This is a genomic window from Nocardia sp. NPDC058640, from assembly GCF_042716995.1.
Taxonomy (GTDB): Bacteria; Actinomycetota; Actinomycetes; order Mycobacteriales; family Mycobacteriaceae; genus Nocardia.
Window position 1 is genome coordinate 176,826 of the sequence record NZ_JBHXRG010000003.1, and the last position, 22,397, is coordinate 199,222.

Below are 22,397 nucleotides of genomic sequence, written 5' to 3' on the forward strand. Positions count from 1 at the left end.
ACTGGAAAGGTCTTTCTATGAGCTACAACCCCTATGACGCGCTGCCCACGGTGCCGTCGTTCACTGTCACTTCCGCCGACATCTCCGATGGTCAGCCGTTGGCCAACGATCAGGTGTCGGGGGTGTTCGGATCCGGCGGCAAAGACATCTCACCGCAGCTGAGCTGGTCCGGATTCCCTTCCGACACACAGAGTTTCGCGGTGACCGTGTTCGACCCCGACGCACCGACCGCATCCGGGTTCTGGCACTGGGCAGTGGCCAATATTCCGGTCTCGGTGACGTCGCTGGACGTCGGTGCCGGTAGCGAGGGCGGGACACTGCCCGCCGGCGCGGTGAGCTTGCGCAACGACGGCGGCTTCCCCGGCTTCGTCGGCGCGTCCCCGCCCAAAGGTCATGGGCCGCACCGGTATTACGTGGTCGTGCACGCGGTCGACGTGCCCGAACTCGAGATCGGACCCGACTCCACGCCGGCCTACCTCGGGTTCAACCTGTTCTTCCACACATTGGCCAGGGCCACCCTGATCGGCACGTACGAACAGAACTGACAAAACAGCGGTGGCCCCGGGGAAAACCCCAGGGCCACCGCTGTTTTCGGTGGTTACTTCACGTTGATGACGTGTTCGGGCGGTGCCTCGGCGTAGAGCTCGGCAATGGTCTCGGCGTACTTGTTCGAGATCGGGGTGCGCTTGAGCGACATCTTCGGAGTCAGCTCGTCACCGCCGGGCTCCCACAGATTGTCCACGATCACGAAACGCTTGATCTGCTCCACCCGCGACAGCTTCCGGTTGCCCTCCAGCACCGCTTCTCTGACCTCGTCGACGATCTCCTTGCGACGCGCCAACTCCGCGTGCGTAGCATCGGTGGCACCGAAGTCCTTGGCGCGCAACGCCGCAACGTCGGGATCGAGCATGATCAGCGCGGTGATGTAAGCGCGCGCCTCACCGATGGCCACGGCCTGACCGATCATCGACGACGCCGCCTTCATCGCGTTCTCGATATTGGACGGAGCGATGTTCTTACCCGCCTCGCTGATGATCAGTTCCTTCTTACGGTCCACGATCCGCAGGTAACCGTCAGCGTCCAGGGTGCCGATGTCGCCGGTGTGCAACCAGCCGTCGTCGTCGATCGCCTCCGCGGTCTTGTCGGGCATATTCCGGTAACCGGGCGTGATGATCGGGCCGCGGATCAACACCTCACCGTCGGCATCCAAACGCAACTCCACCCCGTCCATCACCCGCCCGACCGAACCGGGACGCGGCGAGTCCAGGTCGGTGAAGGTGCCGACACCCGAGGTCTCCGACATCCCCCACACCTCGCTGACCGCGAAACCCAAGCCCAAGAAGTACTCCAGGGTCTCCGGCGGCACCGGCGCGGCACCCGACGCCGCGCACTTCAACTCCTGCAAACCCAACGCCGCACGCAACTTCGACAACACCAGCGCATCCGCGATCTTGTGCTGAACGCCCAGCAGCAGCGGACTCTGCCCCGCCAGATTCGCCTTCGCCTGCGCGACACCGACACCGATCGCCCAATTGGCCAACAACTTCTTGACCGGGCTCGGCTCGACCGCGAGCTTGTTCTCGATCCCGGTCTTGATCTTCTGCCACACCCGCGGCACCCCGAAGAACACCGTCGGCCGGGCATCGGGCAGCGCCGCGGCGATCTCGCGAGGATCGGGCACCGTGGTCAGCTGGATGCCGGTGAGCAGGCTCATCGCATGCGCGGAAATACGGTCCGCGACATGCGCGGCGGGCAGGTACGACACCGCACGGTCATCGAAACCGACCTTCAGCGGACCCGCGACCAGGCCGATGACCTGGGCGATCACATTCTTCTGGGTGAGCTCGACACCCTTGGAGGGGCCGGTGGTGCCGGAGGTGTAGATCAACGTGGCCAGATCGGTGGGCTGCACCGCTTTCCAGGCCGCGTCGAAATCGAAATCCGGGGCCGGATCGGTCTCCAGAGTCGCCAGAGCGATCGTGCCCTCGGCGGTGCCGTCCACGAGCACGGTGTGCTCGACCTGCGCACCGGAAGAACGAATCAGATCGAGGAACGCCTGCTCGGTGACGACCACCTTGTTGCCCGCATTGGCGAACACATGCGCGATCTGCTCGGGCGAACTGGTGTTGTACACCGAGAACGGGACCGCGCCCAGATGCAGTGCGGCGGTGTCGATCAGGTTGAACTCGGGCCGGTTGGTGAGCATGATGCCCACCGCATCCCCATGTCGCACACCGAGTTTCGCCAACCCGGCCGCCAACGCTTGCACCCGCGACGCGTACTCGGACCAGGTGATCTCCTGAGTACCACCGACCGTGCGCAAAGCGATCTGATCGGGCCGCAAAGCGGCAGTCTGCTGGAAGGCGGCGGGCACGGTGTGCACCGTGACGCCCGAAGCGTGCGCGAAACCGATGTCTGTCATATCCCTGTTCCCATAGGCCGAGCTTGGACGCCGAGCCAATGCGAGTGAAACTGCCTCGTTATCTCGAGACAGGGACATCGACAGTGGCGTGGCTCACTTATCGTAACCGGACATACGGGATTGTGATGGGGGTTACCGCCGACGGCCGAAACGCGATCGCTGCCACCATCGCGGCCGGTCCTGGGCCACCTGCGGATCGGCGACCTCGGTCGATGCGGCCGGAAGCGGTGCCCATGGCGCGAAATCGCCCGGGATCATGTGCTTGCGGCGGCGGACTTTGGCGTCGAGGTAGCGACGTCCGCGTTCGGTGTGGAGCTGGATCGCCAGGGGTAGAACCTCGACCGCGATTCCCGCGTCGGTCAACGCCCGTACCTTGTCCGGATTGTTGGTCAGCAGGCGTACCTGGTGCAGGCCCAGATTCAGCAGCGACTTCGCCACCAACTCGTAGCGGCGGGTGTCCGGGTTCAAGCCGAGGTGCTCGTAGCTATCGAAGGTGTCGATCTGGAGCATTTCGCTTGTCTGGTAGCCGATGGCCTTCCAGATCAGGCCCGCGCCGCGACCCTCTTGTTCGAGGTAGACCAGCACCCCGGCACCTTCGGCTTGGATCTTGTTCATCGACAGCGCCAGCTCCGGGCCGCAGTCGCAGTCATCGGACCCCAGCGCGTCACCGTAGAGGCAGCGGGAATGCACACGGACGAGGGGCTTTTCGCCCAGCTGTCCGAACACGAGCACGTAGCCGCCGTCGGACGGGCTATCGATGGTGTGTACCTGCACCGGCATCTGGGCGCCGTTGCGGCTGAATTGATGCACCGGTGGCACAGTGTCAGCGAACCATCCGTTCGCCGTTATCGGCGTGCTGCGGACGGGACCGGTGATCGTCAAGCGCTCCTCCGAGGCTGTTCCGACAGCGGGAAACCCGCTGCGTGGACGGCATGATCATGGCAACGGCGCGACTGTACTCGGTATGTGGCGTGCGACACGTTAGCCGGGTGTCACATCAGCATTAAGAGTGTCATCGTCGACGGGTGCGTACAGGCGCACGATCCGATCGATCTCGTGCACAGGTGGCATCGACACCGCCACCGCACCCAAATTCTGGGTGGGCATCATCGCCGCAGTGGCCCACACGAAATCGTGTGCGGCCAGCGGTGTTTCGCAGTTCACGAGTCGATAGGCCAGTGCGCCGGTGAAGGCTGCGGCAGCACCGACGGAGGCCTTGAGAACCTGCGGAAAGTGATCAATGACGGCCTCGACTGTGTCAGAGGCGACGACGCAGTGAAAGTTCTCCACCGTGCAGACAGTGCCCACACCCAGACCCCTCAGCAATCGGGGGACGTCGTCGGTGGATTCGGCAGGCGCGTCGGGCAGCAGGGCTGCCAGATCCGCGCCCGCGCCGACGAGATAGTCGACCGCGCTCAGATACTGGTACAGGCCTTGCGGAACTGCCATCGCCGGCGTCGGACACACGATGACCGGTGGTTTGGGGTCCATCTGCGACACCATCGACAGCACCTGTTCGATCACCGAGGGTGGTTGCTCGAAGCTCAGGACCACCACGTCCGAGGCTTCCAACGCCGCACGCAATCCCGGACGGTGCAGGTCCTCGTCCTGAAGTTGGACACTGCTGTCCCGACAGCCGATGATGTGGGATTCACCGTTGGGGGCGATGACCACCGCGGTGACAAGCGACGGCGCGAACGGCACGACCTTGACCAGGTCCAGGTTCACGCCCTCGTCCTTGATGAATTCGAGAATGCGGCGGCCATATTCGTCGCCGCCGACTGCGCAAGCCAAGTGCACGTTGATTCCAAGACGTGCTGCGGCCACGGCCCGGTTGAGTCCTTTGCCGCCGGGATGGCCGACGAAGGTGCCGCTGGCCGCGTCATCGGCCGCGGGAAAGTTGTCGACGCGATACAGGTGATCGATGACGGCGTCGCCGAAAACCGTGACGGTGCCGCGGCGCTCGGGCACCGTGGTCGGTTGCGCGCTCGACGGTCCCGCCATGGGATAGCCCGAGTCGGTGGCCAGCAGTCCGGCCAGGGCGGTGAACGCGGTGTGCTCGGAGAACGTGCGCAACCGTTTGACCGTGGGCACCTCGGGAACAGGGTCGACATCGAGCAGGGTGTGCAGCGCAATCCACTGTTCTGTCAATGCCTCTCGACGTTCCCCGAGGTTATCTGCATAAAGGCGTTCGACATCGATACCGACGCCGGACCGGTCGCGGAACAGGCCCAGCGACAGCACCGCGTCCACGATCAGGCGTTCTGTGGGTGGCAGCCACTGCGCTACCTCGCACACCACCGGCAGGATCGACTCCTCGACGGTGGCCCCGGTGCGGCGGGCATGGCGTCGTACCGATACCAGCTCTAGCAGGGGCGCAGCGTCGATTTCGGTGTGGCGCAAGCGTTCTGCGCTCAGGCCCGCGTACTTTCCCAGTCGCGCCAGGATGGAGCGGATCGCGGCGACGCGAGCATCCTGGGGAACCGTGGGCACGTTGCCTCCCGTGAACTTCTCGATGGAAACCAGTGTCCGGTTCGGGGCGGACGCCGAACTGCGATCGCCAGAATTCGGGGTTTGCCACCACCGAAATCCGGCAATTACCAACGTACAACGGCAATTGACCGCAGTGAAGGGCAAATGCCACACTGGAATTGGCGATACAGCGAGTTCACGCAGGATATGGCGGGCTCGAGGTGCAGTCGGCGCCACCGCTGATGCACGTGCCGGACGTGACATGTCGGTCGCGTTCGCGCATCTGGAGGAATCGGGAGCCTGGAGCTCCCCAGTTGGAATCGGAGAATCCGATGACCATTCACCTGACCCCGGACGACATGCGCAGCACCCGCAGCCCCGAGTACGCCGTGCGTATGGTCACCGACCCGGATATCTGGCAGTTGAGCTGGCTGCCCGAACGCAAGCTCACCCGCGAACAGGCTTACGCGGGAATGAAACTCGACGAGTTGATCAGCGATCTGGCCGTCGCCCACGACCGGTTGGTGCACGCGCAGATCAGTGCCTACGCCGACGAACTGGGGATCGTGTGGCAACAAGCCGCCATTCGGCTGTTCAAGCGCATGATCGGACGGTTGGACAACGGCGACCCCGAGGAGGCGGCCCAGTGGGTGTCGGTCCGGGGCCCGCGTACCGCGCCGCAGTTGTTCGGGCACGGTAACGCGCAGCGCCGGGTCTACTTCGGGTAGCTCACACCGAGTGGGCGCGGTGTTCGGCGCCGACCGCGTCGGACAGGCTGGCGTAGCCACCGGCGCGCAGCTTCGCGGCGATGGTGCGGTGGATGCGGGTGGTCCAGAAGGGGCCGCCGTAGATGAAGCCGGTGTAGCCCTGCAGCAGGGTGGCGCCTGCGAGGATGCGGGCCCAGGCTTGATCGGGGGTTTCGATGCCGCCTACCGAGATCAACACGACCTGGTCGCCGACGCGGGCGTAGAGGCGGCGCAGGACTTCCAGGGAGCGGTCGGCGACCGGGGCGCCGGACAGGCCGCCCGCGCCCATGGCCTCGACTTCGGCGACGGGGGTGCGCAGGCCGTCGCGGCGGATGGTGGTGTTGGTGGCCACGATGCCGGCCAGGCCCAGTTCGACCGCGAGGTCGGCCACGGCGTCGATGTCGTCGTCGGACAGATCCGGGGCGATTTTCACCAGGACCGGCACCGAGACGCTGTCGAGCACGGCCTGCAGGATCGGGCGCAGCGACTCCACGGCTTGCAGGTCACGCAGGCCGGGGGTGTTGGGAGAGGACACGTTGACCACGACGAAGTCCGCGAGCGGGCCGAGTAATCGAGCGCTGGTCGCGTAATCGCCCGCCGCGGCCTCAGGTTCGGTGACCTTGGTCTTGCCGATGTTGGCGCCGATCGGGACAGTGGGGTGCGCGCCGTGCAGGCGGGCGGCCGCGGCGGCGGCACCGTGGTTGTTGAAACCCATCCGGTTGATCAGGGCGTGATCGGCGGGCAGCCGGAACAGGCGCGGTGCGGGGTTGCCCGGCTGGGCGTGCGCGGTGACGGTGCCGATCTCGGCGAAACCGAAACCCAGTGCGCCCCAAGCGTTCACGCCGTCGGCGTTCTTGTCGAAACCGGCGGCCAGACCCAGCGGTGCGGGGAAGTCGACACCGAACGCGGTGGTGGCCAGGATCGGGTCGGGCACCACGGTGAACTTGCGGGCCAGCCAACGGGTGGGCGGGAACCAGGTGGCGAAACGCAGCGAGGCGAACACCAGGTGATGAACCCGCTCGGGCGGGATCAGGAACATCAGGCGTAACAGCAGGGCGTACATGGTCGGCTCACAATCCGGGTTCGGGCACAGGCAGGACGGCATTTCGGCGGCGGCGCAACAACACCCGGCGACTGCCGTCGGTGTAGGCGCGCACCCGCGACAGTTCCCACCCGCCGAATTCGGCCGAGATGGTCAGTCGCATCGAGGCGGTGACCCGGTTGACGTCCGGCGGCAGGCGCAGCGGCACGTATTCGTAGTCGTCGTTGCTGGTTTCCCAGCTCGGCGGGACCGCCGAGCGTGCGTTGCGATGCGGTGCTGCCATCACTGCCCTGCCTTCCGCTCGGTCGCGCCGATCCGCTGCAGACCGTCGCCGGTGGCCGAGGCCACGAACAGGTCGCCGGTGGCGGGGTCGACGGTGATCGCGTCGGGTTGACGCAGTGTCGCGAACCTGGCCACTTCGACACCGATCCCGGTCGACAGGTCGTAGCCCACGACCTCGTTGCTCTGTGTGCAACTGACCCACACCAGTTCCGAGCGCGGGTCGTATGCGAGCGCGTAAGGCGACGATAATACCGGGAAACGCTGCCGCAGCACGAGCGGACCGGCCGAATAGACCAGCAGTTCACCGCCCGCGGTGTCGGCGACGATGATGCGGCCGTGGGGGTCGGTGACGGCGTTGGTGGCGCCGTCGCCCGCGCGCAACATCAGGCCCAGCGCTTCTTTGCCCACCGCGACCACAGCGGTTTGCTTGCGGTCCAGCACGGTGATGTTGTCGCCGGTCGCGGCGATGTAGTCGGCGGAGATCAGGCCCGTGATGGTGCGGGTGACGGTGCCGTCGGCGGCGATCTCGCGGACGGTGCCGTCGGCGGTGCCCACTACCAAGGTGCCGTCTGTGCGTGTTTGCACGCTGTGCACGTCACCGTCGATGGGGAGTTCGGTGATGGCGCCCGTGGTCGCGTCGACCCGCAACACCCGGTGGGGGGCGGCGATCAGCACTTCTCCGGGATTGCCCTGTGATAGCGAGACGCCCGCGGCGGGCAGCGGCACCGTGCGGGTGGTGGTCGCGGTGGCGGGGTCGATCAGCGTCAGGGTGGTGCCCGCGGTGTCGAGGGCGGCGAGTCGCGCGGTGCCGCGTTCGGCGAGTAGGGCTTTGGTGGCGGCGGCGGGGTAGACCTGGCCCGCGGGATTCACCGTGGCGGGGGAGACCGCCGCGGTGGCCGGTGGCCTGGTCGCCACGTCCGGTCCGCTGTTACCGCACCCGGTCAACGCCACTACAACCACCGCGCCGAACAACGCAGGGGCGACCGAGCCGCGAGGGCGCATACACCGAACTCCTTCATTCCGCACGAGGTGAACGCTTGATCACCATCTGACCATGATGACTCACCAGTAGCTTCGACCGGGTAGCGCGCGTGGGAGCTGTCAGTGACCCGCGTTACTGTTGACGTGTCGACAACATTGAGCGCCAGGTAGGGCAGGAGATCCCCACGATGACCGACGCGACACCCGCGGGTTTCGGCATCGATGACATCTCCGTCGGCCCGTTCGCGCACGGTTTCGGCACCACCGACGACGGCCACCCCTTCGCCTTCCGCACCCGCGGCGCGACGCTGTCGGTGCAGATCTACCGCGCCGACCTGGGCGATACCGTGCCCGGCTCCGCCGACGTGGTCGCCAAAGCCGCAGCTCAGGTCACCGATATCGACCTCGGCGATGCTCGCAGCATCAGTGCCTTCGTGCGCGATCTGCTGCCCGCCGCCACCCCGGTCGCGAGCCCCGACACCGGTGACATCTCCACAGTTCGGGGCATCCTGGGGCGGATCAGTGCCGTCATTGATGGTATGTAGATGGTGATGTCATCCACACTTCTCGCCAGGGCCGCTGCGGCCACCGCCTGCCTCACGGCTCTCGTCACCCTCGCCGCCTGCGCGTCGAGCTCCGACGAGGCCTCGGTCGACGCCGCACGGTCCTCGGCCAACGCCTCCCTGTCTTCCTCCGTCGCGGTCTCGGTCAGCAAGGCCACCGTGCCGTTGCCCGGCGCCCCCGAACTCGACGCGCAGATCAAACGTGCGCTGGACCCGGCCCTGCCCGATGTCGAGCGCACCGAACTGATCGAGGACGGTGCCGCGTTCTCCGACGCCATCCCCGACATGTACAAGGCGTTGCGCGACAACCCGCACGCGATCTACGGCGTGGTCGACCCGGTGTTCGACAACCGCGACGGCACGCTCACCGCGACCATGCGCCTGGACAAGGACGGGTCGGGCTCCAACGTTCGCACCACCATCGTGCATTTCGTGCTGTTGGACGGTAAGTGGAAGATCTCGCGCACCGACCTGTGCGGGATTCTGCGCTCGGCCGATTACCGCACAGCAGCCTGCGGCTGACATGCGTGAATCTCGATCCCTGCGGTGGGGCCGTTTCGTGCACCGCCACCGTTTTCTCGTGCTCGGATTCTTCGTGGCGGCGGTGCTGGTGTCGGGGTGGTTCGGTCGCGACCTGACCGACCGGTACACCCAGGAGGGTTGGTTCGACGAGTCCAGCCAGTCGGTGGCGGCGTCGAAACTGGCCGACGACACGTTCGGCCGCGACACCGACGGCGACCTGATCGTCATCTACACCGCACCCCCGGGCACCACCGTGGACGACCCGGGAGTGCGCGGACCGGTCACCGCGGCGCTTGCTGATCTGCGCAAGACGCACGGCGCTCAGATCCACAAGATCGACAGTTATTGGGACAGCCCGTTTTCCGCGAATGCCTCCGATCCGACCAAACAGCACGCGTTCGCCAGCATCGGGTTGGCCGGTGGTGGCGGCACGGTCACGGTGAACAACTATCTGGCGCTGAAACCGCACCTGGACGCGGGCGTGCCGGGCGGGGGTCCCGGGGGCACGACCGTGCAGCTGGCCGGGCTGCAGCCGGTGGTCGAGGGCATCAATATCGGGATGCAGCACGACATCAAGCGCGCGGAGATCATCGCGTTGCCGATCGTGGCGATCCTGCTGTACTTCGTGTTCGGCGGGGTGATCGGCGCGCTGCTGCCGGTGTTGATCGGCGGGCTCACGATTTTGGGCACGTCCGGGATTTTGCGGGTGCTCACCGCCCACATCGAGGTCAACGTGTTCGCCGCGGCGGTGATGACCCTGGTGGCATTGGGATTGGCGATCGACTACGGGCTGTTCACGGTGACCCGGTTCCGGGAGGAACTGGCCGCCGGACGCTCGGTCGAGGACGCGACCGCGCGCACCGTGGCCACCGCGGGCCGCACCGTGCTGTTCTCCGCGGCGATCATCGCGGTGAGTCTGGGCGCGCTGTTCATCTTCCCCAACGGGGTGTTGCGGTCGGTGCCCTACGGTGGCATCTCCGCGGTGATGTTGGCGGCGTTGTTGTCGGTGACGGCATTGCCCGCCGCGCTGAGCATCGTCGGGCACCGTGTGGACTGGTTGGGCTGGAAACGCTTCTCCCGCAGCAAGACCGAGGCCCAGATCGACGCCGGGTTCTTCTCCCGGTTGGCACGATGGGCGATGCGCAAACCGTGGGCGGTGGTCATTCCGATCGTGCTCGGGTTGCTGGCGTTGAGTATTCCGTTGCGGCACATCGAATTCGGGGGGATCAGCGAGAAATACCTGGCCGTGGACAACCCCGCGCGAGTGGCCCAAGAGGACTTCGACCACCTGTTTCCCGGGTTCCGCACCGAGCCGTTGAAACTGATCGTGGTGGGTGCCTCACCTGAGCAGCTGGGCGATATCCGGTTCGAAGCCAATCAGATTCCCGGGCTGACCGGACGATTCGAACCCGCCGCGGCGACCAAGGACAACGTCAACGTGCTGTCGGCGGGGCTGGGTGACAAACGCGACGCCGACCGGGTGATCGATGCGCTGCGATCGCTACCCGCACCGCCGGGCGTGCAGGTGATGGTCGCCGGCATTCCCGCGCTGGAACGCGACAGCATCAACGGGTTGATCGACGGGCTGCCGCTGCTGTTGGCGATCCTGATCGCCGCGGCGCTGGCGTTGATGATCGCGGCGTTCCGGTCGGTGATCCTGGCGGTCAAAGCCGTGGCGATGAGCGCGCTGAGCTTGTTCTCCACGCTGGGCGTGCTGACCTGGATCTTCGTGGAAGGACACGGTGCCGGGATATTCCACTTCACGCCGGGGCCGTTGATGTTCGCGGTGGTGGCGTTGATCGTGACGGTGATCTTCGGTTTGTCCACCGACTACGAGGTGTTCCTGCTGTCGCGCATCGCGGAGAAGCGCGCGGCCGGGGCCGACGCGCAGGAGTCGATTCGCTACGGCGTGGCCCACACCGGCGGGGTGATCACTTCCGCGGCGGCCATTTTGATCGTGGTCACCGGCGCGTTCGGGTTCTCGGATCTGGTGCTGATGAAATACATCGCCTACGGAATGATCGTGGCGCTGATCATCGACGCCACGATCATCCGCATGATCCTCACACCGGCACTGCTGAAGATCATCTGGAAGTAGTCAGGTCGTCTTGATGGTGCCGCCGTCGATCACCAGGTCCGCGCCGAGAATGTTGGCGGCGCGGCCCGAGGCGAGGAAGGCAATCAGGGCGGCTACCTCGTCGGGTTCGGAGATGCGCCGCGAGGCGATGCCGAACTGATCAGGTAGCGCCGCCAGGAACTGGTCTTGGGAAATACCATGGGCGGCAGCCATTTTCGCGCCGACACGGTGTTCGTCGCGCCAGATCCTGGTGCCGACGGGGCCGGGGGAGACCGTGTTGACGCGCACGCCCTGCGGTCCGAATTCCTCGCTGAGGCGTTTACCGAGGGAGGTGAGGGCGGCTTTGGCTTCGCTGTAGCCGACGGGGCCGGCCGCAGGCAGGTGGGCGTTGATCGAGGAGACGTTGATGATGGTGCCGCGGCGGTCGAGCAGGCTCGGCAGGGCGGCGCGGGTGGACCAGATGGCGCTGAACAGGTTGAGGTCGAAGTAGTGGTGCCACTGGTCGTCGGTGGTGTCGAGGAAACCACCCATGGTGAGTGCTTCGGGGTCGCCACCGCCGACATTGTTGACGAGGATGTCGATGCCGCCGAGTTCCTCTAGCGCAGTGTCGAAGACCGTGGTGACGCCGTGTTCGGTGCTCAGATCGGCGGCGACCGTTGCGGCCGCGACCTTGTCGAGTTCGGGAGTGATCGTGCGGGCGGCACCGACCACGCGCACGCCTGCCGCGGCGAGGGTTTCGGCGACGGCGAGGCCGATGCCGCGGGAGGCTCCGGTGACGACGGCGGTCTTTCCGGTGAGTTCGAGATCCATTCTCGTACCTTTCTTGAACTACAGGTCAATAACTAGGACATGCGAAAAGGAGTGTGGGCGTGAGGGTTTCAGAGTGTGGTCAGCGCTACGTCGATGATGCGGTAGAGCTGGGTGGCGTCAGTGGTCTTGGCCATCAGGCGCAAGCCTCCGCTGGTCGTGAATAGCAGGGCCGCAACCGAATTCGGGTCGACGTCGCGGTGGACGTCGCCGTCGCGGCGGCCCTGATCGATACGCGCGGCCAGGGTGGCGACGATGCGTTGCTCGATGCCACGTAAGGCATCGGTGGCCGCGGTGTCGTTGCCACCCAGTTCCGCGGCGGTGTTGACGGCGAGGCAGCCGCGTCGAGTGGGGGAGGCCATGTCGAGATCGACTGAGGCGCGCAGGTATTCACGCAGGCAGTCGCGGGTGGAACCCGGGCGGGACATGTAGTCACGCGCCATCTCGACTCCGAGTCGGCCGTAGCGGTCGAGAACCATGTCGAACAGGGCACGTTTGCTGCCAAAGGTGTTGTACAGGCTGCCTTTTCCGATGCCGGCGGCGTCGGCGAGTTGGGCGGGGGAGGTGTTGGCGTAGCCGTGGGTCCAGAACTGGTCCATCGCGCGGTCGAGGACCGTGTCGGTGTCGAAGTTCTGAGGCCTGGCCATGCTCGAACCGTAGCTGTTTTGAACCTATAGGTCAATAACTCGGGTGAAGGACCGTGGACGTGCCACGATCCAGCGGGCTATTTTCCGATCAGGCCGAACGGGTTGCCGTTGGGGTCTTCCAGCACGCAGATGCGGGTGCCGGGGCTGACCTCGCGCGGGGCGGTGCGCTCGGTGGCGCCGGCGTCGATCGCGGCGGAACGGGCGGTGTCGACATCGTCTACCGCGGTGTAGGCGACCGGTCCCGCGGCGATGTCACCGCTGGGGTCCAGGCCGATCTGGACGTCGCCGACCGCCCAGCCCACGTAGTAGGACTCGTCGGTGTGCGGCGTGCCGTACAGGGTGGTGTAGACGGCTTTGGTCGCGGCCAGGTCGGATACGGGGATGACGACACTGGCGATGGTGGGGCTCATCGGATCTCCTCTGCGATGCGGCGAGCCATCTTCGTCAGCGATGAGTAGACCGATCGCCGGGCGATGGTGACCGCGGTGGACGAATGACCTCGCCGGTCAGCCTACTCAGGGGTGCTCGGCTCGTCCGTCGCCGTGAATGTGCGTGTCGCCCGGTGTTTTTGCTGCGGTGAAGGTGTTCGACCAGGACGGGTCAGCGGTGGCCGCGTTCGGGCAGGACGAGTTGGGCGCCGGTGGTCGGGTGGTCGAACACGTCGACGGGGTGGCGGTAGACGGTGGTCAGCAATGTGCGGGTGAGGATCTCGCGTGGGGGGCCGTCGGCGGCGACGCGGCCATCGTCGAGGACGGTGACGCGGTCGGCGTACGCGGCGGCTACGCCGAGGTCGTGGACGACCACGACCACCGCTGCGCCCTGCGCCGCGCGGGCGGCGGCCAGGCGCAGCACGGCCTCCTGGTGGCCCAGGTCCAGTGCGGCGGTCGGTTCGTCCAGCAGCAGGGTGGCGGTGTCTTGGGCCAGCACGCGGGCCAGCGCCACGCGGGCCCGTTCGCCGCCGGACAGGGACGGGAACACCCGAGAAGCCAGGTGGGTGACGTCGGTGGCGGCCAGAGCGGCGGTGATGAGGGCGTCGTCGTTGTCGGCGGCGGGGGTGTGCAACCAGGGGGCCCGGCCCATGGCGACGACTTCGCGGGCGGTGAACGGGAAGCCCAGGGTGTGCGATTGCGGCAGGACCGCGCGGCGGCGGGCCATGTCGGCGGGGGTCCAGTGCGACAGGGCGTGGCCTTCGAGTTTCACGGTGCCCGTGCTCGGTTCCAGTTCACCGGCCAGCGCGGCGAGCAGGCTGGATTTGCCCGCACCGTTGGGGCCGACCAGGGCGACGATTTCGCCTGCCGCCACCTGGAAGTCGACGGCTTCGAGGACGGTGCGGGAGCCGCGCTGCACGGTGAGCCCGGTAGCGCGCAGGGTCACGGTGCCGGGTTCGGGGCGTGCGGGCAGGTCCGGGGTGCGGGTGAACATCGCTTGCCAGGAGTTTCGACGGGTCATCCCCAGCCTCCCGCACGGGCTCGGGTGCGGCGCAGCAGCCAGAAGAAGAACGGGCCGCCGATCAGGGAGGTGAGCATGCCCAGCGGCAGGTCGGCGTTGTGGACCAGGGTGCGGGCGACGACGTCGGCGCCGAGCAGGACCACCGCGCCCACGATCGCGCTCAGAGGCACGAGTACGCGGTGGCCGGGGCCGACCATCATGCGGACCAGGTGCGGCACGATCAGGCCGACGAACAAGATGATGCCGCTGAACGCCACGCCCGCGGCGGTGAGCAGGGCGACCACCACGATCACCTGCCTGCGTAGGCGTTCCACGTCGACGCCGAGGTGACGGGCGGCGGAATCGCCCAGGGCGAGCAGGTCCAGGCGTGGGGCGATCAGGATCGCGGCCAGTATTCCGACCCCGGCCAGGACCGCCACGATCGCGACCGACGGCCAGGTGGCGCCGTTGAGGCTGCCCAGTTGCCAGAACACGATCTGATCGCGGGCGGCGGGGGTGGCCACGAACAGCAGCAACGCGATCAGCCCGCCGGCGAAGGCGTTGATGGCGACACCGGTGAGGATCAGGGTCACCACTTCGGTGCGGCCGTTGGATCTGGACAGCACGTAGACCAGCGCGGTGGTGATCAAACCCGCGACGAAGGCGGCGGCGGCTACCGACCAGGCGGCCACGAACGCGCCACCGACCACGATGACGGTGCCTGCTCCGACCGCGGCACCGGCGGAGACGCCGATGATGCCGGGTTCGGCCAGGGGATTGGCGAACACGCCCTGCAGCAAGGCGCCTGCGGTGGCCAGCGAGGCTCCGACCAGGATGGCCAGCACGACTCGCGGGAAACGGACCTCCCAGAGCGTGACTTCACCGGCGGGATGGGCGGGCATGGGGCCGATGTCCAGGCCGATTCGGTGCGCGACGCCGCCGAGCACTTCCGCGGCGGTGGTCGGCACCTGCCCGAGAACTGCCGACACCAGCGCCAGCACCAACAATGCCAGCAGCGCTACGGCGAAGACCACGGTCACCCGGGTGCCTCGGTGGCGTGGGCTCGGCAGCGGGTCCGGGGTGGAATCGGTGATGCGCGGTTTCGTCAGGTCGGGAGCGTCACTCATGCCGGTGTGCCGTAGACCGCGTCGGACAGGGCGGAGACCACGCGGCCGGTGTTGGGGCCGAAGCTCAGCACGACCGCGTCGGACATGTCGACCACGCGCCGGTTGCGGCCCGCGGGGGTTTGGGCGATACCGGGGACCTTCGACAGCCCGTCGACCCCGCCGACCGATTTCAGACCGTCCGACATCACCAACAGCACGTCGGGGGCGGCGGCGATCATGGCCTCGCTGGTGATGGTCACGAACGGTTCGTTCACCCCGGCGGCGGTGCCCGCGTCGACCCCGCCGATCGCGGTGATCAGCGAGTCCGCGCCCGAGCCGCGGCCCGCCATCATGGTGATCGCGGTGCTGCGCAGGTACAGGAACGCGATCTTGGGTCGCGGATCCTGGTGTGGCACGCGGGCGGTCGCGGTGGCGATCTCGTCGGCAGTGCGTGCGCCCAGCTGTTTGCCCGCGTCGGGCACGCCCAGCGCGGTGGCCACGGCTTCGATCTGCGGGACGACGCCGTCCATGCTGCGCTCGGGGTCGAAATAGACCACGTTCACCCCGGCCGCGCGTAATTGTTCGCGTACAGCGGGGGCCGCGCTGGTGGTGTCGGTGAGAAACACCGACGGACGCAGGTTCAGCACCGCTTCGACGCTGAGGCTGCCGTTGCCACCGGCCACATTGGGCACCGCGGCGACGGCCGGGAACGAGGCGGAGGTGCTGCGGCCGACGAGATTGCCGCCCAACCCCAGCGCCCAGACGGTTTGAGCCAGGGTTCCGTATCGGTCGACCGCGACGATGCGCGACACATCGGTGACGGTCACGTCGGTGCCGTCGTAGGACTTCACGGTGACCGGCAATACGGGGGTGGGCGCGGCACCGATCGGGACGGGGTCCAGGTCGGCGAGCTGAGCGGTCACCGGACCACCGGAATTGGCAGTCGATGCAGAATTGCTCGAGGTGCAAGCAACAGTGCCGGTGAGCACGGTCGCCGCGAGCATCACCGTCAGCACGCCACGCAGTTTCATGTAGGTAAGGCTAGCCATCATTCGGAACGGGCGCTCACATCGTCCAGGGCCGCCGCGATCGCACGCGGCAACTCGAGGGTTTCCGCGGCCAGCACGCCGGTGAGCTGACCGATGTCACGGGCACCCACGATCATGCTCGCGATCCCGGGCCGATCCCGAATCCAGGCCAGCGCCACCGCTAGGGGTGACGTGCCCAGACCGTCGGCGGCGGTGACCAGCGCGTCGACCACCCTGGTCGCTCGATCGTCGTCGAGCCTGCGCCGGATCTCCGCCGCGGTGGCCTCGTCGGCACCGCGCGAATCCGCGGGCACCCCGTCGCGGTACTTGCCGGTCAGGATCCCGCCCGCCAGCGGCGCCGACGCGATGACGCCGACCCCGTGATGACGGGCGGCGGGAATCACCTCGTTCTCGGTGCCGCGCGCGAGCAGCGAATACGGCGACTGCGCGGCGGTGATCGGCGCGATCGCGGCCAGACTGGCCAACTGCCACGCCGCGAACCCGCGCACCCCCGCGTACCGGGTGCGGCCGGTACGCACCGCGGTGTCCAGGGTGGCCGCGACCTCGTCGAGTGGGGTGTACGGGTCCCAGGCCGCGATGCTCCAGATGTCGAGGTGGTCGGTGCCCAGTTCCAGCAGGGTCTTGTCCAGTTGTGCCAGCAGCGTGCGTCGCGACGCATCCACCACCGGGCCCATCGCCGCGGGGGCGGGCACCGAATCGCCGACGCCGGCACCGGGTGCGCGCATCACCACCCCGGCACTGCCACTGAGCACCAATTCGTCACGCGACACCACCTCGCCCAGCAGGTCCGCCAGGATCGCCTGCGCCGCGCCCTCGCCATACACCGGGGACAGGTCGACCAGCGTCCCACCGGCTTCGGTGAACGCCGCCAACTGCACCGACGCCTCGTCGGCATCGGTATGTGTTCCCCAGGTATGGGTCGCCAACCCGATTCGCGACACCCGAAGTCCGCTGCGTCCCACCGTTCGCTGTTCCATCACCGCGCCCGCGCATTCGTCACGGCCACAGCCTAATGCGCGCACCGCCGCTGCCCCGTTCACCGACCCGCGCGGGCGTCGCCGGTGCCGTGCAGGGCGGGTGCGCGGGCGGCGACCCGGCGCGGTGACGGGTAGGGTCGCTGCGAGATCGCGGCCGTGCGGGCCGCGCGCAGTGCAAAAGCCCAGGAGGACGCGGTCTTTCGGGCGCGAGTCAGCAGGAGGACGTGGTGGGCGAGGCGATGACCTGGTTCCAGGCATTGGTACTCGGATTGGTGCAGGGGCTCACCGAGTTCCTGCCGATCTCCTCCTCAGGACACCTGCGGATCGTGTCGGGCGTGTTCTTCGGCCAGGACGCGGGCGCGTCGTTCACCGCGGTCACCCAGTTGGGTACCGAGCTGGCGGTGCTGGTGTATTTCGCCAAGGACATCTGGCGAATCCTGGTGGCCTGGTTCACCACCCTCGGTCTGCGGTGGCGGGAACGGTCGCAGCGCGAAGTCGCGGTGGGGGACCGGGTGACCACGAAACTGCCGGTGATGGACCGCAGTGCGCGCGAGGCGCACGAACGTGACACCCAACGTGAACTCGACTACCGCATCGGCTGGTACGTGATCATCGCCACCATCCCGATCGGGGTGCTGGGGTTCCTGTTCAAGGACGAAATCCGTACCGGGGCCAGGAATTTGTGGCTGGTGTCGTTCATGTTGATCGCGTTCGCGCTGGTCATCGCCGCGGGTGAGCACTTCGGTAAGAAGGAACGCTCGATCGAGCAGTTGACCACCCGCGACGGCATCATCATGGGTCTGTCGCAGTGTCTGGCACTGATTCCCGGTGTTTCCCGGTCCGGCGCGACCTCGACCGCGGGCCTGTTCCTGGGTTTGAAGCGTGAGGCGGCGGTGCGGTTCTCGTTCCTGCTGGCCATCCCGGCGGTGACCGCGTCGGGGCTGTTCAGCCTGCCTGACGCGTTCGAACCCGCGGGCGAAGGACTCAATGCCAGTGGGCCGCAGTTGCTGGTCGCCACGATCCTGGCGTTCTTCGTCGGGTACGCCTCGGTGGCCTGGCTGTTGAAGTTCGTGAGCAACCATTCGCTGTACTGGTTCGTGGGGTACCGGATCATCGTCGGCCTCACGGTGATGGGCCTGCTCGCCGCGGGCGTCGTCTCCGCGACCTGAGCGAAATGCCCCTGATGGTTAGGCTGGTCCCATGACGGTGATCCTGCTGCGGCACGGAGTGTCCACCTCCAACACCGCGCGCACCCTGGCCGGGCGCGCCCCCGGTGTCGAACTGACCGACCGCGGTGTCGAGCAGGCGGCTGCGGTCGCGGACCGGTTGGCGATGTTGCCGATCGAACATATCGCCAGTTCACCGCTGCTGCGGTGTCAGCGGACCGTGGCGCCGTTGGCGGAGAAGCTGGGGCTGGAACCCGATCATGACGAGCGGCTGATCGAGGTCGATTACGGCGACTGGACCGGGCGCCCGATCGCGGAACTGGTCACCGAACCGCTGTGGCGGGTCGTCCAGGGGCACGCCTCGGGGGCGGTGTTCCCCGGTGGGGAAGGGTTGGCGCAGGTGCAGCAGCGCGCGGTCGCCGCGATTCGCGATATCGAACGCACCTTGGCCGAGAAGGCGGGCCGGGATGTGCTGTGGGTGGCGTGCGCGCACGGCGACGTCATCAAGTCGATCCTGGCCGACGCGTTGGGCCTGCACCTGGACAGTTTTCAGCGGATCGCGGTCGAACCGGCCTCGATCAGCGTGGTCCGGTACGCACCGCACGGGCCCTCGGTATGGAAGTTCAACGACACCGGCGGTGATCTTTCCGCGCTGGCCGCGGGAGCGTCGGCCACACCGACTCCCGGTGGAGAGGTGCCCGCGGCCGCGAGCGCGGATAATGGGAATGCGGGGCACCGCGATTCTCCGTGACGGAGAGTGTGTTCGTGAGTGTCGATCAGGGTCACGTATCAGGAGGTGCATGTGTCACGCGCAATCCATGTATTTCGCACCCCCGATCGTTTCGTCGCCGGGACCGTCGGTGAACCGGGCGATCGTTCGTTCTACCTGCAGGCCGTGCAGGATCCGCTGGTGGTGAGCGTGCTGTTGGAAAAGCAGCAGGTCAAGGTGCTCGCCGACCGGATGGGTCTGCTGCTGGACGAGGTCGCGCGTCGGTTCGGCGCCGAAGTGCCGCCCGAGGGCGACGACGTGCGCGATGTCGCGCCGCTGGTCACCCCCATCGACACCGAATTCCGGGTCGGCACCATGGGACTGGGCTGGGACTCCGACGCCAACGCCGTGGTGGTGGAACTGCTGGCGATCACCGAAACCGAGGTCGACGAATCGGTGGTCCTGGACGACACCGAGGAGGGACCCGACGCGGTGCGGGTGTTCCTCACGCCGATTCAGGCGCGCGAGTTCGCGTTGCGGTCGGCGCGGGTGATCGCGGCCGGGCGGCCACCGTGCCCGCTGTGCGGGGAACCGCTGTCGCAGCGCGGGCACATGTGCGTGCGCACCAACGGGTACAAGCGCGGCGAGATCTTCGGCGCGGCCGAGCTCGAAGAGGAGTGAGGTGATCGGCGAGGGCGACCTCGACATCGTCGGGCGGATCGGAGTGGCCAGCAATCTCACGCTGGTGTGCGAGATCGCCGCACCCGAACCCGACGGTGCGCCACTGCGGGTGGTGTACAAGCCGGTGCGCGGCGAACGCCCGCTGTGGGACTTCCCCGACGGCACCCTCGCCGGGCGTGAAGTCGCGTCGTACCTGATCTCGCAACACCTGGGTTGGGGTGTCATCCCCGAAACCGTGCTGCGCGACGGGCCTTTCGGGCCGGGCATGGTGCAACGGTGGGTCACCTCGGTCGACAACCGCACCGACCTGCGTCAACGTCCCGACCTGGTCGACCTGTGCACGCCGGGAACCGTGCCCGACGGGTTCTGTGAAGTGTTGCGCGCGTTGGACGAACAGGGCAACGAGGTGTCGCTCATCCACGCCGACGACCCACGCCTGCAACGCATGGCCGTGCTGGACCTGTTGCTCAACAACGCCGACCGCAAAGGCGGACACGCGCTGGAAGGCGTCGACGGTCAGGTCTACGGCGTGGACCACGGCATCTGCTTGCACACCGAACCCAAACTGCGCACGGTGCTGTGGGGTTGGGCAGGCCGCCCGGTGCACGAGTCACTGATCGCCGACATCAGCACCTTCGCCGCGAATCTTCCTGGCGCCGTGGCTGATTCGCTGGCCCCGCACATCACCGACGCCGAGATCACCGCGCTCACCGAACGTGCGACAGCGCTGCTGGACCAGCCGACGATGCCGGTGCCCAACTCCTCTCGCCCGATCCCCTGGCCCGCGTTCTGACGGCAGGACCCGCGCGGGTGCCGACGCTCTGTTACCTGGTCAGCGCTGGTGTTAGTGTGCTCCAAGCACTTTCGTTATCCCCGCGAGATCTGAGGAGTCCTATGTCGACCCGTTCCATCGTGACCACTTCCGCTGCCGCCCTGCTGCTCACCGGTGCCGTCGCCGCTGTCGCCGCACCCGCACAGGCACTTCCCGGCGGTTGGTGGTCGGGCAAGACGTTCGTGTGTTCGTCGGTCGACCATGCCGGGCAGCCGCTGCCCGACGTGACCGTGAAGGCCAGCAACGAGGTCGGCGCCGCCTACTTCGCGCTGCAGGAACTGGGTCCGCTGGGCCCGCACTCGGCGCACATGCAGTGCCGCCAGCAGTGATCTGATCGATTCGGTGTCCGCCGCACGTCGGGGAGCGGTGGCGCCGAGAGTCACGATCGGCGTCGATTATCACGACCGGGATGTCCGCTTCGCGTAGTTGTGTGTCGCGGAACACGGGCAGTTTCCGACAGCGCGCACCGCTACCCGCCCGACCAGCGAATCTGCCTGAGCGCAACCCTTGACGCGGGGCCGCGAACACGTTTGTGTGCAGGTAGCGGGCCACCATTCGGCACCGTGAGTACCCCATGACCCGGCCCGCGAACGCAGCGCGACGACGGGGGCTCTACCCTCGAACACATGCAGTCCTGGTCTGATATCGCCGTGCCGACCGTCCCCGGAACAGGGCCGCCGTTGCGGTTGTTCGACACCGCCGATGGTCAGATCCGTCCGGTCACTCCCGGCAAGACCGCGAAAATGTACGTCTGCGGCATCACCCCCTACGACGCCACCCACCTCGGGCACGCCGCCACCTATCTGACGTTCGACCTGGTCAACCGGATCTGGCGCGACGCGGGCCACACCGTGCACTACGTGCAGAACGTCACCGACGTCGACGACCCGCTGTTCGAACGCGCCGACCGCGACGGCATCGACTGGCGCGACCTGGGCACCCGTGAGATCGAGCTGTTCCGTGAGGACATGACCGCACTGCAGGTGCTGCCGCCGCGCGACTACATCGGTGCCATCGAGTCCGTCGACGAGGTGGTCGAGCTGGTGCAGAAGTTGCTCGCCGCGGGCGCGGCCTACCAGGTCGACGATGCCGAGTACCCCGATATCTACTTCCGCACCGACGCCACCGAACAGTTCGGGTACGAGTCCGGGTACGACCGGGCCACCATGGAGACGTTGTTCGCCGAACGTGGCGGTGACCCCGACCGTGCGGGTAAGCGGGACGTCATCGACGCGCTGCTGTGGCGGGCACAGCGCCCGGGTGAGCCGTCGTGGCCCGCGCCGTTCGGTGCCGGTCGGCCCGGTTGGCACATCGAGTGTGCGGCGATCGCGCTCAATCGCATCGGCGCCGAGTTCGACGTGCAGGGCGGCGGCTCGGACCTGATGTACCCGCACCACGAATACTCCGCCGCGCATGCCGAGGCGATCACCGGCACGCGCCGGTTCGCCCGCCATTACGTGCACGCCGGGCTGATCGGCTTGGACGGCGAGAAGATGTCCAAGTCCAAGGGCAATCTGGTGCTGGTGTCGAAGCTGCGCCGCGCCGGAGTGGATCCGGCCGCGATCCGTCTCGGTCTGCTCGCGGGGCACTACCGGTCCGATCGCATGTGGACCGATGAGGTGCTCACTGCCGCGCAGACGCGTCTGGACCGGTGGCGTGAAGCGGTGTCGCTGAGCGCGGGACCGTCCGCGGTGGACACGGTCGCGCGGTTGCGACAGCACCTGGCCGACGATCTGGATACCCCGAAAGCCCTGGACGCGATCGACAACTGGGCCGAACAGGCCATCGCCTACGGCGGCGCCGACACCGACGCGCCCGCCTTGATCCGCGACGCGGTCGACGCGCTTCTGGGCATCACCCTCTAGCTGACCACCCCCGCGACCTGCGC

Annotated in this window: 24 protein-coding genes; 11 read left to right on the forward strand and 13 right to left on the reverse strand. The window is 67.3% G+C overall.

Going from position 1 to position 22,397, the window contains the following annotated elements; all coding sequences use genetic code 11:
• Positions 1-17: 17 nt before the first annotated feature.
• The gene (locus ACFWU5_RS07215; RefSeq protein ID WP_379266436.1) at positions 18-545 is read left to right on the forward strand and encodes a YbhB/YbcL family Raf kinase inhibitor-like protein; all 528 of its coding nucleotides are present in this window, start codon (positions 18-20) and stop codon (positions 543-545) included.
• Positions 546-598: 53 nt separating this feature from the next.
• Here ACFWU5_RS07215 and ACFWU5_RS07220 read toward each other — a convergent pair whose 3' ends face one another.
• The 3 genes from ACFWU5_RS07220 to ACFWU5_RS07230 form a co-directional block, all read right to left on the reverse strand.
• Positions 599-2,422, reverse strand: a complete 1,824-nt coding sequence (locus ACFWU5_RS07220; RefSeq protein ID WP_379266437.1) for an AMP-dependent synthetase/ligase — start codon at positions 2,420-2,422, stop codon at positions 599-601.
• Positions 2,423-2,554: 132 nt separating this feature from the next.
• Positions 2,555-3,232 carry a GTP cyclohydrolase II gene (locus ACFWU5_RS07225; RefSeq protein ID WP_379266438.1) on the reverse strand — a complete coding sequence of 226 codons (678 nt, stop codon included), beginning with the start codon at positions 3,230-3,232 and terminating at the stop codon, positions 2,555-2,557.
• 171 nt (positions 3,233-3,403) lie between these two features.
• The gene (locus ACFWU5_RS07230) at positions 3,404-4,915 is read right to left on the reverse strand and encodes a PfkB family carbohydrate kinase (RefSeq protein WP_379242696.1); all 1,512 of its coding nucleotides are present in this window, start codon (positions 4,913-4,915) and stop codon (positions 3,404-3,406) included.
• Between the two features lie 311 nt (positions 4,916-5,226).
• On the opposite strand from ACFWU5_RS07230, the gene ACFWU5_RS07235 reads away from it, so the two are divergent.
• On the forward strand, positions 5,227-5,622 hold the full coding sequence (locus tag ACFWU5_RS07235) for a hypothetical protein (RefSeq protein ID WP_379266439.1): 396 nt from the start codon (positions 5,227-5,229) through the stop codon (positions 5,620-5,622).
• A 1-nt stretch (position 5,623) separates the two neighbouring features.
• Here ACFWU5_RS07235 and ACFWU5_RS07240 read toward each other — a convergent pair whose 3' ends face one another.
• The 3 genes from ACFWU5_RS07240 to ACFWU5_RS07250 are packed head-to-tail and all read right to left on the reverse strand — an operon-like array spanning position 5,624 to position 7,966.
• A complete protein-coding gene (locus ACFWU5_RS07240) occupies positions 5,624-6,703 on the reverse strand; it encodes a quinone-dependent dihydroorotate dehydrogenase (protein WP_379266440.1) in 1,080 nt (359 codons plus the stop codon).
• Between the two features lie 7 nt (positions 6,704-6,710).
• Positions 6,711-6,965 carry a DUF5703 family protein gene (locus tag ACFWU5_RS07245; protein WP_379242690.1) on the reverse strand — a complete coding sequence of 85 codons (255 nt, stop codon included), beginning with the start codon at positions 6,963-6,965 and terminating at the stop codon, positions 6,711-6,713.
• Complete coding sequence (locus ACFWU5_RS07250) at positions 6,965-7,966, reverse strand: hypothetical protein (RefSeq protein WP_379266441.1); 1,002 nt, start codon at positions 7,964-7,966, stop codon at positions 6,965-6,967. Before ACFWU5_RS07250 ends, ACFWU5_RS07245 begins: the two co-directional genes overlap by 1 nt.
• Positions 7,967-8,133: 167 nt before the next feature.
• Here ACFWU5_RS07250 and ACFWU5_RS07255 point away from each other — a divergent pair, with 167 nt between their 5' ends.
• The 3 genes from ACFWU5_RS07255 to ACFWU5_RS07265 are packed head-to-tail and all read left to right on the forward strand — an operon-like array spanning position 8,134 to position 11,128.
• Complete coding sequence (locus ACFWU5_RS07255) at positions 8,134-8,490, forward strand: hypothetical protein (RefSeq protein ID WP_379266442.1); 357 nt, start codon at positions 8,134-8,136, stop codon at positions 8,488-8,490.
• Positions 8,491-9,030, forward strand: coding sequence for a hypothetical protein (locus ACFWU5_RS07260; RefSeq protein ID WP_379266443.1), 540 nt, complete (start codon positions 8,491-8,493; stop codon positions 9,028-9,030). It abuts the gene before it with no gap.
• A 1-nt stretch (position 9,031) separates the two neighbouring features.
• Positions 9,032-11,128 carry an MMPL family transporter gene (locus ACFWU5_RS07265; RefSeq protein ID WP_379266444.1) on the forward strand — a complete coding sequence of 699 codons (2,097 nt, stop codon included), beginning with the start codon at positions 9,032-9,034 and terminating at the stop codon, positions 11,126-11,128.
• Here the strand turns inward: ACFWU5_RS07265 and ACFWU5_RS07270 are convergent, their stop codons facing one another.
• The 7 genes from ACFWU5_RS07270 to ACFWU5_RS07300 form a co-directional block, all read right to left on the reverse strand.
• Entirely contained in the window at positions 11,129-11,917 is a 789-nt protein-coding gene (locus ACFWU5_RS07270) for an oxidoreductase (protein WP_379242680.1), read from the reverse strand. It lies immediately after the preceding gene.
• Positions 11,918-11,985: 68 nt separating this feature from the next.
• Complete coding sequence (locus tag ACFWU5_RS07275; protein ID WP_379266445.1) at positions 11,986-12,561, reverse strand: TetR/AcrR family transcriptional regulator; 576 nt, start codon at positions 12,559-12,561, stop codon at positions 11,986-11,988.
• Positions 12,562-12,638: 77 nt separating this feature from the next.
• Positions 12,639-12,971: a VOC family protein gene (locus ACFWU5_RS07280; protein WP_379266446.1), complete on the reverse strand. Its 333-nt coding sequence runs from the start codon at positions 12,969-12,971 to the stop codon at positions 12,639-12,641.
• A gap of 190 nt (positions 12,972-13,161) precedes the next feature.
• Positions 13,162-14,010 (reverse strand): heme ABC transporter ATP-binding protein, encoded by an 849-nt coding sequence (locus tag ACFWU5_RS07285; RefSeq protein ID WP_379266447.1) that lies wholly within the window; start codon positions 14,008-14,010, stop codon positions 13,162-13,164.
• The gene (locus ACFWU5_RS07290; RefSeq protein ID WP_379242672.1) at positions 14,007-15,116 is read right to left on the reverse strand and encodes a FecCD family ABC transporter permease; all 1,110 of its coding nucleotides are present in this window, start codon (positions 15,114-15,116) and stop codon (positions 14,007-14,009) included. Before ACFWU5_RS07290 ends, ACFWU5_RS07285 begins: the two co-directional genes overlap by 4 nt.
• Positions 15,113-16,126, reverse strand: coding sequence for a hemin ABC transporter substrate-binding protein (locus tag ACFWU5_RS07295; protein ID WP_379266448.1), 1,014 nt, complete (start codon positions 16,124-16,126; stop codon positions 15,113-15,115). The genes ACFWU5_RS07290 and ACFWU5_RS07295 overlap by 4 nt, the downstream gene beginning before the upstream one ends.
• 17 nt (positions 16,127-16,143) lie before the next feature.
• Positions 16,144-17,121 carry an aldo/keto reductase gene (locus ACFWU5_RS07300; RefSeq protein WP_379242668.1) on the reverse strand — a complete coding sequence of 326 codons (978 nt, stop codon included), beginning with the start codon at positions 17,119-17,121 and terminating at the stop codon, positions 16,144-16,146.
• A 239-nt stretch (positions 17,122-17,360) separates the two neighbouring features.
• Between ACFWU5_RS07300 and ACFWU5_RS07305 the strand changes: the two genes are divergently transcribed.
• From ACFWU5_RS07305 to mshC, 6 genes are all read left to right on the forward strand, one after another.
• Positions 17,361-18,290 carry an undecaprenyl-diphosphate phosphatase gene (locus ACFWU5_RS07305; RefSeq protein ID WP_379243304.1) on the forward strand — a complete coding sequence of 310 codons (930 nt, stop codon included), beginning with the start codon at positions 17,361-17,363 and terminating at the stop codon, positions 18,288-18,290.
• A gap of 31 nt (positions 18,291-18,321) precedes the next feature.
• On the forward strand, positions 18,322-19,038 hold the full coding sequence (locus ACFWU5_RS07310) for a histidine phosphatase family protein (protein ID WP_379242666.1): 717 nt from the start codon (positions 18,322-18,324) through the stop codon (positions 19,036-19,038).
• Between the two features lie 51 nt (positions 19,039-19,089).
• A complete protein-coding gene (locus ACFWU5_RS07315; RefSeq protein ID WP_379242664.1) occupies positions 19,090-19,677 on the forward strand; it encodes a DUF3090 domain-containing protein in 588 nt (195 codons plus the stop codon).
• 1 nt (position 19,678) lies between these two features.
• Positions 19,679-20,470, forward strand: a complete 792-nt coding sequence (locus ACFWU5_RS07320; protein WP_379266449.1) for an SCO1664 family protein — start codon at positions 19,679-19,681, stop codon at positions 20,468-20,470.
• Between the two features lie 101 nt (positions 20,471-20,571).
• The gene (locus tag ACFWU5_RS07325; RefSeq protein ID WP_379242661.1) at positions 20,572-20,838 is read left to right on the forward strand and encodes a hypothetical protein; all 267 of its coding nucleotides are present in this window, start codon (positions 20,572-20,574) and stop codon (positions 20,836-20,838) included.
• Between the two features lie 297 nt (positions 20,839-21,135).
• Positions 21,136-22,374, forward strand: coding sequence for a cysteine--1-D-myo-inosityl 2-amino-2-deoxy-alpha-D-glucopyranoside ligase (mshC, locus tag ACFWU5_RS07330; protein WP_379266450.1), 1,239 nt, complete (start codon positions 21,136-21,138; stop codon positions 22,372-22,374).
• Positions 22,375-22,397 lie beyond the last annotated feature (23 nt).

Excerpts from the sequence above, each read along its gene's own strand:
- ACFWU5_RS07215 (WP_379266436.1), top strand. The coding sequence starts at position 18 with ATGAGCTACAACCCCTATGACGCGCTGCCCACGGTGCCGTCGTTCACT.
- ACFWU5_RS07220 (WP_379266437.1), bottom strand. The coding sequence starts at position 2,422 with ATGACAGACATCGGTTTCGCGCACGCTTCGGGCGTCACGGTGCACACC.
- ACFWU5_RS07235 (WP_379266439.1), top strand. The coding sequence starts at position 5,227 with ATGACCATTCACCTGACCCCGGACGACATGCGCAGCACCCGCAGCCCC.
- ACFWU5_RS07240 (WP_379266440.1), bottom strand. The coding sequence starts at position 6,703 with ATGTACGCCCTGCTGTTACGCCTGATGTTCCTGATCCCGCCCGAGCGG.
- ACFWU5_RS07245 (WP_379242690.1), bottom strand. The coding sequence starts at position 6,965 with ATGGCAGCACCGCATCGCAACGCACGCTCGGCGGTCCCGCCGAGCTGG.
- ACFWU5_RS07250 (WP_379266441.1), bottom strand. The coding sequence starts at position 7,966 with ATGCGCCCTCGCGGCTCGGTCGCCCCTGCGTTGTTCGGCGCGGTGGTT.
- ACFWU5_RS07255 (WP_379266442.1), top strand. The coding sequence starts at position 8,134 with ATGACCGACGCGACACCCGCGGGTTTCGGCATCGATGACATCTCCGTC.
- ACFWU5_RS07260 (WP_379266443.1), top strand. The coding sequence starts at position 8,491 with ATGGTGATGTCATCCACACTTCTCGCCAGGGCCGCTGCGGCCACCGCC.
- ACFWU5_RS07265 (WP_379266444.1), top strand. The coding sequence starts at position 9,032 with ATGCGTGAATCTCGATCCCTGCGGTGGGGCCGTTTCGTGCACCGCCAC.
- ACFWU5_RS07270 (WP_379242680.1), bottom strand. The coding sequence starts at position 11,917 with ATGGATCTCGAACTCACCGGAAAGACCGCCGTCGTCACCGGAGCCTCC.
- ACFWU5_RS07275 (WP_379266445.1), bottom strand. The coding sequence starts at position 12,561 with ATGGCCAGGCCTCAGAACTTCGACACCGACACGGTCCTCGACCGCGCG.
- ACFWU5_RS07280 (WP_379266446.1), bottom strand. The coding sequence starts at position 12,971 with ATGAGCCCCACCATCGCCAGTGTCGTCATCCCCGTATCCGACCTGGCC.
- ACFWU5_RS07285 (WP_379266447.1), bottom strand. The coding sequence starts at position 14,010 with ATGACCCGTCGAAACTCCTGGCAAGCGATGTTCACCCGCACCCCGGAC.
- ACFWU5_RS07290 (WP_379242672.1), bottom strand. The coding sequence starts at position 15,116 with ATGAGTGACGCTCCCGACCTGACGAAACCGCGCATCACCGATTCCACC.
- ACFWU5_RS07295 (WP_379266448.1), bottom strand. The coding sequence starts at position 16,126 with ATGAAACTGCGTGGCGTGCTGACGGTGATGCTCGCGGCGACCGTGCTC.
- ACFWU5_RS07300 (WP_379242668.1), bottom strand. The coding sequence starts at position 17,121 with ATGGAACAGCGAACGGTGGGACGCAGCGGACTTCGGGTGTCGCGAATC.
- ACFWU5_RS07305 (WP_379243304.1), top strand. The coding sequence starts at position 17,361 with ATGACCTGGTTCCAGGCATTGGTACTCGGATTGGTGCAGGGGCTCACC.
- ACFWU5_RS07310 (WP_379242666.1), top strand. The coding sequence starts at position 18,322 with ATGACGGTGATCCTGCTGCGGCACGGAGTGTCCACCTCCAACACCGCG.
- ACFWU5_RS07325 (WP_379242661.1), top strand. The coding sequence starts at position 20,572 with ATGTCGACCCGTTCCATCGTGACCACTTCCGCTGCCGCCCTGCTGCTC.
- mshC (WP_379266450.1), top strand. The coding sequence starts at position 21,136 with ATGCAGTCCTGGTCTGATATCGCCGTGCCGACCGTCCCCGGAACAGGG.